This is a genomic window from Spiroplasma endosymbiont of Panorpa germanica, assembly GCF_964019765.1.
Lineage (GTDB): Bacteria > Bacillota_I > Bacilli_A > Mycoplasmatales > Mycoplasmataceae > Spiroplasma_B.
In genome coordinates, this window is record NZ_OZ026461.1 from 916,580 (window position 1) to 931,463 (window position 14,884).

The window sequence follows — 14,884 nt, forward strand, 5'->3', positions numbered from 1 at the left end:
TATAAAATAATAAATGTAATAAACTCTAAAAAATTAATCATCCTAGTCCAAGTAGTCATACGGATTAAAATTAAACATCATCTTTCGATCGTTTACTTTTCATACTTTTTCGTCCCAACTTAGATATTCCAAATCTGATCTTTTACCAAAACTGAAATAAGTCTGCTTTGATTTTGATTTTAAACCATTTGAAAAGAAATAAGTTCTTAGCTCAGGAGCATAAGTTGGGGCTCTCAAGTTAATAGTATCTGCCCTGGATATTAAATCAAAATTATTGTTTTTAACTATATATCTTCTCTGTAATCTATCTCCATAACTAAAGATCAAAGAGTACTTTGTATATGAATCACTAGATCCACTAGTAAAATCTGAAGATAAATTAAATTTTCTAACGTCCTGTGATTCGCTGAATAATTTGTATTCAATTAATTGACTCATAATTTCAGAATAAAAAAGTGGTGAATCTTCCTTGTATTTTTTTGCCATAAAGGTTCTTAAATCATCTGGAACGTCTAACACCACAAAGTGATGTCTGTTGTTGTATTCACTTCATTTAATATCTCTTGGTTTCTCATCACCCAAATAAAAGTCCTTTAGATAACCTTCAAGGTCGTTAAATAAAAAATCTTGTTGGAAAGTAATGGCAGCTTTTAAAAATTCTTTGTAAAGTAGTTGTGTATTACCATATGAAGTATTTTGCTTAATAGGAACAAAATAGTTCTCCAGGTCCATTGATACAGTTTCACCCAAAGATTTAAAATTTATTTTTGTTCCAACAAATTCTCCCCCATAAGCAGCTATAGTTTTGAAATCTTTTTTTTCATCAATAGCAAATTCATAGTTTGAACTTTTTATTTGTTTTTCTAAGGCACTACCTTTTAGGTTGTCTATTAAATTAAAATGATTAATCGGCTCAGAAACAGTGATATTTGAATTTGAATTAATTTTTTTCATAACACTTTCTGGTATCTGATGATCAACTCATTTTTGATCTGTAGAGGTTAATTTATCGATAAAAGACTCAGTAGCTCCTTCTTCTTTTTTCATCACTGGGCCCATTAATTCTTCCCATCACTCGGGATGGACGTAATCATAATCGACTTCTCAGCTTGTGGGTTTTGATGGTGACCAATCTGGATCAAAATCATCTTGACGTTCTAAATTATATTTAAATTTTGAATTTGCAATTGAACCCACCTGAGCAGTTGAATTATTAACTTTTAATTTTGCTGTTTCAAGGTCTACACTATACTTTGGATTATCATTTGCAGATTTAATAACGTCCCCTACTTGTTTTTTTAATTCTTCATCGACATCCATTTCTTTTGCATTAATCTCTAGATCGCCAGAATCAGAAATGAAAGTAAAATCATTTGCAGATTGTGATAGTTTTGTTTTGATATTTTTATTTAATTCTGTTAAGTCTGAAGCAACATCTTCTTCTGAAACAATATTTATGATTCCTTGATAATCGGCTGTGTAGCTTGCATATTCATCGTTATTTCCAGTTAAAACTTCGTAGGTTCCAGTTCAAGTGAAATAAACCGATACTAATGCACTTTGCTGAGTAATGATTTTCAGATTATTAAGTTCAAACTTTTGAAAAAATTTCCCACTATTTTTTATAATCGGTTTGTAATTGATATCAGAGATAATGCTTTCACTAATTTCGCTGTTCAGTTTTTCGTAATTAATTATTTCGTTCAAATCGTTTTTAATATTTTTAAAAAAATCAGAGTTTTGGTCTTTTAAATCGGGATTTTCATCCTGATTTGCTAAATTCTCAAAGCTAATGAAGTCAAAAACAGAGAGCGCTTGATCTTCAGTGACTATTTTGTGATTTAAAAAATCCTCTTCCAAATTTCTGTTATAAATTTCTTGAACTTGGGATACTAAATCATTGGTTAATTCCTGATAATCAAATTCATCTTCAATAATTCTTTGCTTCTTGTTACACGAAACAACAGTTAATGGCGCTGTTATAGAAATGGAAATAACGCTCAAAATAGATAATAGTTTTTTCATTTTTTAGTCCTCTTTCAGAATTCCCACACTATTTATTTTATGGAAAATTATAATTTTAATAGTAAAATTTTACTTTTTAGTTGATTATTTGTCGAAGGTTTTAATTATTTAACTTTGGCGCTTAATCTATTAGACAAGTATTTTTAATTTACATATTAATTATATATAAATAAGCGAATAATTCAAGGTAAAATATGGATAATCTGAGTTAAAATACATCTAATTGAGAATGATTGACACACTTATTTGCCTTGTTTATTAAGGAATAACTCTTTGATAATGTCTTTGATTAATTTTTTAAAAAACAAAATTTGAAAAAATTACCAATTTAAAAAATTTTTAGAAAAATCAACACATTTTTCGATAATGGTTTATTATCAGAGTAAGGTTTTGAACAAAGAGAAAAGTACTCTACCTCTTGATTTAAAGTATGACTGATATTATGTTAAATCCCTATTATTTAAAAGATGCTTTAGATCTTGCAAGAATATTAATTTATTACTCCCGCTAAAATTATAAATTTAATTTTATTGCAAATATTTTTATTGTCAAATAGGAATTGGAGGAGGTAAAATATGAACTGAAAAACTGAAAAATACTTGCTAGATAACGGGGACACTAAAATGATTAGTGAGCTGACTGGCGAAAAAGGATTGGTATTATTCTTTTACCCAGTTGCAAATGCAGATCATTGTTCTATGGAATTGAAAGCTTATGAAAAAAATGCCATGGCTATAAATAACAAAGGGTATAAAATTGTGGGAACATCAAGAGATGATAAAATGGCGCAAGAAATATTTGCAAAAACTTGCAATATAAACTATGCATTAATAAGCGATACTGATTTAACCCTACATAATGAATTCAAAGTGCTCACTAGTACTGAACCCGCTGAAGAAGACAGATCAACTTTTATTTTAGATAAAGACCTGAATATATTACACGAATTTAGAAGTGTTGACACTACTAAACATATTGATGAAGTCTTAATGAAGTTATAATAAAAAAATAAAAAGCCCTTTAACATTAAATAGTTAAAGGGCTTTTTTAAATTGATTTCAAGATTAGTTTATCATGGTTTAAATTTAACTATCTTGAAAACTTATAACGATAAGGGAAGTAGCAAATTCCTAAAATTGTGATGCTTAAAATTGCATAAGCAAAATACATCCCAACCACACTAACAGGTTCACTAAAATCATAGTGGATTTCATCATCTTCCAAATATTCCTTGGTTATCTTAAGGTTCAGAATTTGACCAGAAAGGTATTGATAATTTGATATTTGGGTGTATAAAGATTGTCTGCCATAGCTTTTTCCAAAATACATTAGCGATAAATTTCCAAAAATAGTGAATGTATTATATTTTCTAAATGCATTTAACTCACCTTTTAGTTTATCAAATTTTTTTTCAAAAAATTCATTTTTTGTAAGTTCTGTGTACAAAAATATTTGATTAATTCATGAGAAAAAATTGTATTCAAAGGAGCTATAATAGTTTTTTTCAATTAAAGAACTATACTTTCCGGGACTACTTATGTTTCCTCTTGTATTTATATCCATTTCTCGTAAAAATCAATGATTATCAAATAAATCATCTAAAAGGTTGTTTATAAAATTGTATTTTTTTTCAGTATTTTTATTTTCTAAAGATTTTTTAAATTTTTTTAGCTTTGCATATTCTTCAGAATTTGTTAAACTATAAAATTCTTCAAACCCAGTTGATCATCTTGGGCTATTCTCAAAAATTTGATGAAAGTATAGTGCCATTTCGCTGTAGTTAGGATATTCTTTATTATAGACCATCCCTTTACCCCATGCTGCTGGTCCAACTAAAAATTTTTCTTCAGATTCCCATCGTGGACCCTCATTTTCATCTTCTATTTGCTCGTAAATTTCAATTGCTTCTTTATATATATCAAGAGAAAAAGGAGAACTTTTTATTTCATCAGCCATATTTTGATTTGTATATATTTTTAATATCTCTTCTCCAGAAGGTGTTTCATTTAGCTTTGTAAAAACAGAAGAAACGGGTCCAACCATAATAATCGAAATCTCTAATAAAGTTATCACAAATATGCTTAAAATTAAAATGACCACAGGTTTTAAAAAAAGCGATAAAATAACTATTAATGAAAAAATCATCAAACCCCAAATTAAATATCAACCCACCGGATTAAAGTACAAACTTTTACAAATAATACCTTTGATACTAAAACCGTAAAAAATTGAATTTAATAAAAGAATCGCTGTTAAAGTTATCAAGTAGATTGCTGCCAATACTGTCAATCTTGAGAAATAAATCTCTTTATTTGAATAACCGACGCGTTTTTCTAAGGCAATAATTTTTTCATCGTAATGTTCACAAAAAATTTTAATTCCAATCATGCAAATAAAAACAGTTAAAAATAAGGTAATAATCATTGGAAAACTATTTAGAAGTGGTTTTCGCTCCAAAAAGGAAGTAGAGCTTAAATACATCATTCAAATGCTTATGAAATTCAAAGCAACATTTGTAATTATAGTTAGTGAAAACAACACAATAATACCTTTGTTTTTAATTAACCTTAAAAAAAGGTTTTTACATAAGTTTAAATAGTGATTATTTTTCATTTTTAAGCTTCCTCATAATTTCAGACTCGCTACTTTGACCAATTACTTTGGCGTAAGTTTCTTTTATATTTTTTAAGTCTTTGCACTTAGCTTCATAAACAATTTCTCCGTCTTTGAAAACAACAATATTATCTAAGAGTTGGGATACCTCTTCAATTAAATGGGTTATAATAATGATTGTTTTATTTTCAGACTTCAAATATTTCATGGCGGTTATTATTATATTTTTGTTTTCAGAATCTAAATTAGCTGTTGGTTCATCAAAAAAGTATATTTCCGATTCAGCTAAAAACAGAATAAATAAAGAAAGCATTTTTTTCTCTCCCGCTGATAGCCTTTCAATTTTTGATTTACAGTGCTTGTTATAATCAAAAATTCAATCTAATTGAGATATTTTTTCTTTACTTAATGGTTTCATGAATCTTAGTCCTAAATAGTATTCGCAATATTCTTTGACTGATAGAGTTTTAGGTAATTCATTATTTTCTGTAAAAAAATGCAGTTTCGAATAATCTTGAGGTTTAATTTGGTGATCACCTAAATTAATTTCACCATCATTTGGAACCAATTCGTTAAAAATTATTTTTAAAAGCGTTGTTTTTCCAACTCCATTATTTCCCAACAATCCCGTTACTTTGTTTGCTTCAAAATTTATATTTATATTTTTAAGAACATCATTTTTCTTAAAACTTTTATTAATATTTTTTACACTAAGCATGGTAGATCCAACTTTCCGTTAAAATAATATTTGTATTTGATAAATTATTTATTCATTGATTGATAAAGTTTCATTTTAAAAATGACCTCCAAATAACAACCGAGTTTCTCAATTCATACTTTCATAAACTGTAAATCTTTTTAAATTCTGAAACTATAGTGTAATTATACATCACATTTATTCTATATTATTATTAAAATTAATAAAATAACTTTAAGATTCATTATCTATTTTTTAAAAGTGTTTTCATATTATATACAAGCAGAAGTTGGAGCAAGTTTCTTTTCGATTACTAGAGTTTTCAAAACTATTGGATTTGAATATTTTAATTTATTTTGAAATAGCATTTACAACTAAATTTTTATGACTATAATTAACTTAATTCAAGATTAAAGAAAGGATCAAGAATGGAGTAAAAATAATATGACAAATAAACTATTTTCTAGTATTATAATATCTTGAATTTTGCTGATGATTTTATTCAATTTGACTCTGGGATGAACCTTTGCATTGCAAGAAAATTTTAGATGGGAGTCAGTAGTGATTATGTTAATCACTTTGGGAATATTATTATTGATGACTATTATTTATTTTTTTAGAAATTATGTTAGAAAATGCCCTAAGTCAATTAATAAAACCTATAACTTTTTTTTCATGAATATTGGTAAGTTTAAAATAAATCAAAAAATATTTTTTATGCTAATGTGAATTATTTCTGGTTTACTAACGGTGTGATCCTCTTCATTTACTTTATTTTTAACTTTTGCTTCAATAAATTTAATCACTATAAACAATTTGACAATTTATATGTTATTAGTAGTTGGATTAGCAAGTTAAGCATTTTTCATAACCGGTTCTATTTGAATAATAGTAATCTTTCAAAAATCTTCTGACTTCTATAATGATGTAAGATTCGCATTCCTTTTGATGCCTTTTTTTGGATGAATTTATTTCTTTACATACCAACCAACAAAAAGCGAACTTTCAATTTAGTTTTCCACTTTTTTTAACTGTGCTTCCCTAAATTAATCAGACATTAAAAACCCTTGAAAATTATTTCAAGAGTTTTTAAATTTGTCAGTATTTTTAACAATTAATAATTTGAAAAATAACTATTTTAATTTTTTAGCAAAGATAAAATAAGAGCACCATACAATAAATTGATGTTCATTATTTTTTTTGATAGTTTTTTTTATCAATAACTATTCAGTAAATTGATGAAACAATAGTTATTATAGTCAAGATCAAGGCTACAATATTTAATGGTAAATATTTATAATAACTTACCGATTGATTAATTGAATCTTTCAATATCTCAAGTTCTATCTTTAGTTTTTCAGTACTGAAAAAATCTTTTCCAAAAATATCAAATATTTGTTTTATGAAATTTTCATCAAAATTATTTTTATTCAAAGTTCCACAAAGAGCGATTAATATAAATAAATTGAAAAATGTGGAAACGTAGATAAAAAGTCTTGCTCATTTAAGCTCTATACCATATCATGCAGAATGAAATGCCAGACATAACACACCCATAATTACGAAAAGAAACAACATAACCATTTTATGACCTAGCTTAAATAAATTATTCCCAAAATCTCAAATAAGATATCTATAAGATATAAATGCCTTATTGTAGATATATACATTTTGTACTATAAAACCGTTGAAAAAATCATCTTCAATATTTGGTAAATCTCTTATATAAATTTTGTCCTCTATCATTACTACAAAAAATGCAAAAGAAAGAATAAGTGAAGCTCCAATAACGAACCATAAAATCACTACTCACTTGTCTTTTGATTTAATTAATTTTTCCATAATTTATTTATTCCTGTCTTCTTTTTTATTTATCACTTTATATTTATCCTATTTTTTCTAATCATCGTCTTGTTCATCTAAAAAGAAGATTTTATATATAAGTATTAGCACTATAATTAGCAAAGTTAAAAAACCTATAGTCAACATTATAATCACGAAAGTTTGATATTTGTGATCATAAATCGACTCTAACCCTTTTACAGCATTGGCTATTTGTTCTTCAAGTTGTTCAGCTCCAACATTTTTAATTAGATAATTTTTCTCATAATTTCCAAAGATTATTTTTCTAAAAGTTACTTCAATAATATTAGGATTTAAGAAAAGTATTAATTGTACTAATATATTTGTAATCAATATGAATGTGATTGATCCAAAAAATAAAATATGTTTCTCGGTTATCTTGTTTTGCTTTATGTCTTTTATTCAAATAAACTGAATCGAATTAATAACTAACAGCGGCAAAACTGTGATATAGCCGATTAATTCAAAATCAGTTATTGGCAGTTTTCCAAATGAAAATAACATTGACCCGGCAGTGAACGTAGTTAATTTTGTGCCTCTACCATCTTGATTCACAAAACCATTGAAATAATCACTTTCTACATTTGGAATATCCTCGAGAAAAACACTATCAAATGACATAATTATAAACAAAATTGTTATTAGCAATGAAAATAATAATGACAAGGCAAGTATTACTGCAAATGCTATACTTAATTTTTTATCATACTTCATAAATAGTTGTTCTCTCTATTGGAAAATCTCATTATTTCCATTCTTCTAGTTTTTCTACTTGATTCTCCAGGTTTGATTTATTAATTATTTTCTTGGCAAGTAGTAAATTGAAAGTTATTGCATAAGTACCAAGAATTAAGCTAATTGATCCAAATACAGTTGAAGCAATGATTAACCCATCAGTTCTCGATTGATGCAAATCTTTTAACCCATCAATAACTATTTTTGATTGTGCATTTAGTTCGTCAATACCTATTTTATCTATTAAAAATGTTTTATCAAAAGTTTCAAATAGTGTTTTATTAAAGATTATTTCAAATAAATCACAATTCAAATAAGTGATGCAGTGGAAAAAATAAAATATTAGAAATCCTAGTGGTATACAAAATAAATAAATGTTTTCAATTCCCCAAATGCGAAATTCTTTTTTTCAGCTTTTCATTATTTTGAATACCGGGAAAAATCAAACAAGACACATCGGTAATACTAAAAGAACAAAAAAATCATAATACTCATAAAAACCAGTTGTTGGAACTCAGGGACTAAAAGGCATTAAAATATTGTTTGGAAAGAAATAAAAATAATTAATATACTTTGAGTTTTGATTAATAAATCCATTAAAAAAATCTTCATCAACCCCTGGTAGATCTTTAATGTCTATCACTTGTAATGAAAAATAAGCAACAAGAGACAGAATAGAAGTTAAGCTAATAAAAAAAGTTAGTAACCAAAAAAATATTAAATTGTGAGTTTTTAGTTTTTTCATTGTTCACCTATCTATTTTATTATATATATATTTTCAAATAAAAACAATTAGACGGAAAAAAGATTTTAATAGAACCTCTAAAGTTTTGTAAAAATTCACCAAATTATAATCGAAAAATTATTTCGTTTACCTAAATAAAGCAAGGCTAATTTTAATTGTTAGGTAAAAATATTTTCAATGTAAAAGTAAAAACTGATTTTAGTGGATTGGCTTTTTAGTAATTGTAATTTAAACAATTATAATTTTTGCATAACTGAAATTTTATCCATGGATTGCCTTAATTTATTAATCAATTTTCTTTCGCCATTTTGTTGAAGTAAGGTGTTGTAGTCCTCAGACAATAATCATTTTTAATGATCTTAAGAAACTTTTTGGATAGTCAAAAGTTAATCGAAGCTAACAAAATATTTATTAGTTTTTTTATTATAGCCACAAGCAACATATTGAAGTTTAAATATTTGATGATAATTCGATGCTAATTTAAATTGTTCTAAATTTTATTACGAGATATTTTTATAATTTTAATCAAACCATTAATAAATTGAAAGTTTATGTAAATAACGAATTCAACTAAAGATTGGTATAAAGTTACATAAAACAACCGAATTAACACTCTCAAAACATAAACTTCTATAATTTTCCAAAAAGCACAAAAGCAAAAACCAAGAATTTATTTTCATAAATTCTTGGTTTTTTTAAACTCCATAATTTAAATTAAGAGACTTTATTTTTTGATCATATTTTTTAACAATTTTAGTTTTAGTTTGATCATTTTTAAATTCTAAATTATTCAAAATTTCATTAATTTCATCCCCTCATTGGTTTTGATAATCGCTTAATTGTTGCAGTGACAAGTCAATATCAACTGTTATTATTTCTTTTTTCTCTTCAAAACTTGTTAACAAAGTTTGATTTTTTTCACTAAGATTTTTTTGCTTTTTAAGCTTAGTTATTTTTTCTTTATTTTTTTGATCTGCTAAGATTTTAGCTTCAAGTAGTTCAATAAAACTAGTTTGTTGTTGAATTTTTTCACTAACAGAATTTAAGCTATTTTGATTATCTTCACTTAATTCTTTAACAACTTTGCTTAAGTGTTTATTTAAACTAACAACACTTTTGTACTCATCTGCACGTTCACGATATGTTAGTAAAGTAAACAATAAGGCTAACCCAACAACTCCAGCTCCCAGGGCTAAATAAATCCAAATATTTGTCAAACTATTGAAACCTAATGCAGAGAACACCCCATTACCTGTATAGTTGTTCATCTCTAAGTTAATTAGACCAGCAATAAATCCTCCGATTCCTGCAGCTGTACAAGCACTAATAAATGGTTTTCCTTTTGGCAAAGTAATCGCATATAATGCTGGTTCAGTAATTCCAAAAACAGTTGCTATTGGGAAAATTCCATAAGCATTTCTTTTAAAGACTAAATCTTTACTACGAATGGCAGCTCCCAATACTGCTCCACCCTGACCAAATGCAGCAAGCCCAACACATACAAAGTAGATTGAAGCTTCACCTGTGTTAATCATTGATTGCATAACAATTGTTGATAAAGCTAAATGCGCTCCAGTTAATACAAGTGGTTGTAATAAGAAGGCAACCAGAAGTGGTCCGATTCCAAAAGGAATTTTTAGTGATACCAAAACCCCTTTTGCTAAGATTTCTTCAAATAAAGTTACAAAAGGTCCAACCACGAAGAATGCAACACTAATTGTGACTCCAACACTTACAATTGGAGTAAAAATATTTGAGACACTGTCAGGCATTCATTTTTCGACTCAGCGATTTAAGTAAGCGTAGCCAATCACAGCAATAATATAAATTAATACTGAATTTTCATATCCTTTTCAACTAATACTGCGATCACCAAAAACATTAGCAATAATTGGTCATTCAACCCCAAATAATAGTCGACTTGATAATGTTAAACAAATTAGTAACGCTAATATTGGATTAGCATCAAAATATTTAGCGGTGGTGTATCCAAAAAATACTCCCAAAAGCATAAATCCAACTCGTGAATTAATAATTAAGAATGCTGAGAACGGATCTAATGTTCCTAAACCTTCTCATCCTGGTTGTGCTCAACCTAGTTGTTGGAATAAGGCGGCCACCCCACTGCTTAGTCCAGTGTAAAACATTAGTGGCAAACATGGAACAACAACCGCCACCACAAATTGTAATAAGCGACGATATCAAACAACCTTAGTCTTATTGGCTGTTGGTATATTTTTAATACTTGCTTTTAAAATTTCATCTAAGGAGTTTTTAACTTTACGAACCTCAGAACCGATTACAATTTGTAATTCGCTTCCATTCCAAACCAATCCTTTTACTAGTTCATTTTTACTAATAGATTCAGTATCAACTTTATCTTTATCTAAAATAGTAAATCTTAATCGAGTTAAACAGTTACGATAATCACTAAAGTTTTCTTGACCTCCAACTAGATTTAAAAATGAGCCCGCACTTTCATTAATAACCTTGGCTTTTAAAACCGACTTTTTAATATTGGTTTCATCAGCTTTTAAAGTTAGTGAACCAATAATTGTTCCAGCTTTTACTGTACCGTTTGTTATTGATTTTGTCAATTGATATTTTTTTAAAATATCATCTTCAATTACTAAAGCAGTTTGTGATGAGATTTTTTTAGTTTTTAATAACTTCAAATCAACATCAACTACTTTTTCTTGAGCGACAAATTTATCATTGACATTTTTGTAAAGATTAAATCCTTGCCCGTTTAGTTTGACTGTGTCAATACCAATGTGCATCAACAAATTAATATCATCATTTTGAAAATAAATGGCGTGTTTAGTTTCAAAAATCATTGGAATAGTTCCAGATTCAAAAACCGGATAAAAAGTATTGTTAGTTGGAGTGATACAAAATCCATCACCAAGACTTTTACTTGAAAAAGCTTGATCATCCATGGCACTAATATCATTAATAACACCATCACAAGGTGCTAGTAGTTTAATTGTCTTCATTACAATCCCTCCTTTATAGAAGTATCCCCATTTGATTTAATTACTTTTTTGTATCATTCAAATGATGTTTTTTTAATTCTTTTTTTAGTTCCGTTTCCATAATCATCTTGGTCAACATAAACTAAACCGTAACGTTTTGACATTTGATGAGTGGAGAAGGAAATAATATCTAAAGCGGATCAAGTTAAATAACCTCAGCACTCAACACCTTCACTTACCGCTGACTTGATTTGATCAATATGATCTTTCATATACTTAATTCGATAGTGATCGTTTACAACTTTTAAATCAGGATTATCCTCTTTAACTCCGATGCCATTTTCTAAAATGAATAACGGTTTTTGATAGCGATCATATAAATCTAACATGGCGATTTTTAAACCAACTGGATCCACTTGTCAGCCCCAATCAGTTTTTTCTAAATACTCATTAACCCCAGTAGCAGCGACATTTCCTCCAGTAACTTTCATATCGTCGCGATAAGTCGCAGTTCCCGAAGAGTAATAACTAAAGCCAATAAAATCTGCATTGTAATTTTTTATTAATCCCAATTCTTCTGGAGTAGTTTTTAATGTAACCTTGAGTTGATTAAATAAATCTGTTGCATACCAAGGGTACTCTCCTTTTAAAAATACATCAGCAAAAAAATAATTTTCTTTTTGCATTTTTTTATAGTTTTCTAAAACATCTAATGGATGACAAGTCAGTGGGTAAGATAACATTCACCCAAGCATAGTTCCAAATTTATTTTCACAATCAATTTCTTTTCCCAATTTAATAACTTTGGCATTGGCAACAAACTGATTATGAAAAGCATTATAAGATTGATTAACTAAATCTTTGGTGTCATCATATATTGCTGTATTGTCAAAGCCCAAATGATTAAATTCATTGAAAGGCACTCAGTATTGAACCTTGCCCTTAAATCTTTTCATCACACTAGTTGCATAGTTAACAAAGAAGTCAATAACTTTTTTATTATTTCAGCCACCATAATTTTGGGCAATCCCTAATGGAATTTCATTATGCTGGAGAGTGAATAAAACTTTAATATCATACTTTAAACATTCGTTAACAACATTTTCATAAAACTTTAAACCAGCTTCGTTAGGTTTGTCTTCATCTCCGTTAGGAAAAATTCGCGTTCATGCAATTGACATTCTAAATATTTTTAATCCTAACTCCGATAAGATTTTAATATCTTCTTTATAAGTCTTGTAAAATCCAATTCCATTTCTTTTTGGAAAGTAATAGTCGTTGACTGGGTCTAAGTACTTAGCTATTTTTTCTTGAGTCATTGTAATTCCTTCGATGACATTATTAACATCAAAATTTTTATCAATCGGTCAAGCATCAGCAGTTGAAATTCCTTTGCCATCAACGTTAGTGTAACCCTCTGCTTGATTGGCAGCAATTCCAGCTCCTCATAAAAAATCTTTTTTTAATTCTTTCATTTCATCACCCAATTAAATTATTACTCCAAAATTGTTTTAAAATTTAAAAAGATTTTATTGGGAAAAAGTTTTGCATATTGCAACTTGTTGTCAAAAAAACTAGAGTAAGAATGTTGGTTCATTTCCTCTAGTTATTTTTGAATTAATGATATTAATTATTTGTTGGTTAATGTAGTTAAAATAAATTTCTTTGTAGTTGCTATCAAATCGTGAATCCACAGGATCAATGATAATAATTTTATCACGAGCAATGTTTTCAAACTTTTTTGATTGTGATAGTGAACAAATCACATAAACATTTTCTGGCCAATGAACGTTAGCAAACACTTTCATTAAATACTCATTGTCAACTCCTGATACATAAATAATCATAATGTCGTTGACTTTCATTTTTTTTATTACAAAAGAAAAAGTTTTTTTGTTTTTAGGATTCCAGCAAGGCTTGTCAATTGAAAGTAAGTACTCATTCAAACCTTCACTAACATTAATATTTTCATAACTTGAGAGTAAATAAATATCTTCGGCTTTAATTACGGCTTCTGCTAAATTAACAATTTTATTTATTTGGTGGTTAATGTTTTGGATTTGTTCAATAAAAGTTTTATGAAACTCTTTAAATATTTCATCGCTTGTTGTTGGAGTGATAATACTATTTTGATTTAAAGTAATTTTTTCAACTTCTAATTTCAAGACAATAATAAAATCTTTATATCCTGAAAATCCAAGACTCTGACAAAATCTAGTTATTGAAGACTTGTTTGTAAAACAACCAGAAGCTACATCTGAAATACTCATGTCTCCAACTTGATGTACATTTTGTAGTAAAAAAATCGCCACGGTTTTATAGAGCGTATTTTTATCTAGGTTTTTGTATTTATTTAAATCTTCTAAAACTTGTCGCATATATTCAATCCCTTATAAAATTAGTAAAAATATTGTACCCATAATAATTGCTGCCAATAATGGAGCCGCTACGGGGATTCATGCATATTTTCAATCTGCTTTTATTTTACCCTTAATTGGTAATAAATGATACATCACTCGCATTGTTAAATCCCGAGTTGGAGAAATAGCTGAACCAGTTGTTCCTGAAAACGACAATCCAATTGCTAAAATAGCTATAAAGGTAAAAATGAATGATGTTTGAGGATTTAAAACATCATTGAAATTAAAAATGATAAAAACATAAACAATTAAAAAAATTATCGTGGCTAAAAATTCAGAAGCAAAACTAAAAAAGTTATTATAGTTTTTAGCAGCTGAGCAAAAACTCATTTTCAAGTAAAATGATTCTTCAGATTTAGCAGTTATAGTCATATTAACTCAATAGATCATTATCACTACTAGTTGTCCAAGAATATATCCCAAAATTTGGGCCACTAAAAATATTGAGATCAACCAATAAGAGGGAAAGTATTTTAATCAGTCCATAAAAATAAAAGCAAAAGTAATGGCAAAGTTTAGATGACTGACTCCACCAAGCATTAAACCAACAACAATTCCAATAGTAATTCCACTCGCCCATCCAAAAGCAACTTGCAATAAGTTTGATTTAACATTGCGACCATACGAATCTTTTAAAAAAGTATTGGCCATAATTCCATTACCAATGGCTACCAGTAGAAAACTACCAACAAATTCACTTAAAAAATAAACATCCCAATTTGTCATGATAACCTCCGTTAAATTAATTATATAATTTTGGGTAAAATAATAAGTTAATTGAAAAGTAAAAACAACTAATTGCCCAAGTGGG

Annotated in this window: 12 protein-coding genes; 2 read left to right on the forward strand and 10 right to left on the reverse strand. The window is 27.7% G+C overall.

Translation table 4 applies throughout. The features are described 5' to 3' along the window. Nucleotides 1-42: 42 nt before the first annotated feature. Entirely contained in the window at nucleotides 43-2,025 is a 1,983-nt protein-coding gene (locus tag AACK87_RS04205) for a Vmc-like lipoprotein signal peptide domain-containing protein (protein ID WP_338971965.1), read from the reverse strand. A 575-nt stretch (nucleotides 2,026-2,600) separates the two neighbouring features. On the opposite strand from AACK87_RS04205, the gene AACK87_RS04210 reads away from it, so the two are divergent. Then, nucleotides 2,601-3,026 carry a peroxiredoxin gene (locus AACK87_RS04210; protein ID WP_338971967.1) on the forward strand — a complete coding sequence of 142 codons (426 nt, stop codon included), beginning with the start codon at nucleotides 2,601-2,603 and terminating at the stop codon, nucleotides 3,024-3,026. Between the two features lie 88 nt (nucleotides 3,027-3,114). Here AACK87_RS04210 and AACK87_RS04215 read toward each other — a convergent pair whose 3' ends face one another. Together AACK87_RS04215 and AACK87_RS04220 are read right to left on the reverse strand one after the other, a co-directional pair. Continuing rightward, nucleotides 3,115-4,638: a hypothetical protein gene (locus AACK87_RS04215; RefSeq protein WP_338971968.1), complete on the reverse strand. Its 1,524-nt coding sequence runs from the start codon at nucleotides 4,636-4,638 to the stop codon at nucleotides 3,115-3,117. Beyond that, nucleotides 4,628-5,356: an ABC transporter ATP-binding protein gene (locus AACK87_RS04220; protein WP_338971970.1), complete on the reverse strand. Its 729-nt coding sequence runs from the start codon at nucleotides 5,354-5,356 to the stop codon at nucleotides 4,628-4,630. Before AACK87_RS04220 ends, AACK87_RS04215 begins: the two co-directional genes overlap by 11 nt. 423 nt (nucleotides 5,357-5,779) lie before the next feature. Between AACK87_RS04220 and AACK87_RS04225 the strand changes: the two genes are divergently transcribed. Then, nucleotides 5,780-6,193, forward strand: a complete 414-nt coding sequence (locus tag AACK87_RS04225) for a hypothetical protein (protein WP_338971972.1) — start codon at nucleotides 5,780-5,782, stop codon at nucleotides 6,191-6,193. Nucleotides 6,194-6,526: 333 nt separating this feature from the next. Here the strand turns inward: AACK87_RS04225 and AACK87_RS04230 are convergent, their stop codons facing one another. The 7 genes from AACK87_RS04230 to AACK87_RS04260 form a co-directional block, all read right to left on the reverse strand. Next, the gene (locus AACK87_RS04230; RefSeq protein WP_338971975.1) at nucleotides 6,527-7,177 is read right to left on the reverse strand and encodes a hypothetical protein; all 651 of its coding nucleotides are present in this window, start codon (nucleotides 7,175-7,177) and stop codon (nucleotides 6,527-6,529) included. A 57-nt stretch (nucleotides 7,178-7,234) separates the two neighbouring features. After that, nucleotides 7,235-7,912, reverse strand: a complete 678-nt coding sequence (locus tag AACK87_RS04235; protein WP_338971978.1) for a hypothetical protein — start codon at nucleotides 7,910-7,912, stop codon at nucleotides 7,235-7,237. 31 nt (nucleotides 7,913-7,943) lie between these two features. Then, a complete protein-coding gene (locus AACK87_RS04240; RefSeq protein ID WP_338971980.1) occupies nucleotides 7,944-8,678 on the reverse strand; it encodes a hypothetical protein in 735 nt (244 codons plus the stop codon). Between the two features lie 695 nt (nucleotides 8,679-9,373). Next, the gene (locus AACK87_RS04245; RefSeq protein ID WP_338971982.1) at nucleotides 9,374-11,674 is read right to left on the reverse strand and encodes a glucose PTS transporter subunit IIA; all 2,301 of its coding nucleotides are present in this window, start codon (nucleotides 11,672-11,674) and stop codon (nucleotides 9,374-9,376) included. Continuing rightward, nucleotides 11,674-13,128: a glycoside hydrolase family 1 protein gene (locus tag AACK87_RS04250; protein ID WP_338971984.1), complete on the reverse strand. Its 1,455-nt coding sequence runs from the start codon at nucleotides 13,126-13,128 to the stop codon at nucleotides 11,674-11,676. The genes AACK87_RS04245 and AACK87_RS04250 overlap by 1 nt, the downstream gene beginning before the upstream one ends. Nucleotides 13,129-13,227: 99 nt before the next feature. Then, entirely contained in the window at nucleotides 13,228-14,031 is an 804-nt protein-coding gene (locus AACK87_RS04255; protein WP_338971987.1) for a hypothetical protein, read from the reverse strand. Nucleotides 14,032-14,043: 12 nt separating this feature from the next. After that, nucleotides 14,044-14,799 (reverse strand): MIP/aquaporin family protein, encoded by a 756-nt coding sequence (locus AACK87_RS04260; RefSeq protein WP_338971989.1) that lies wholly within the window; start codon nucleotides 14,797-14,799, stop codon nucleotides 14,044-14,046. Between the last annotated feature and the right edge of the window lie 85 nt (nucleotides 14,800-14,884).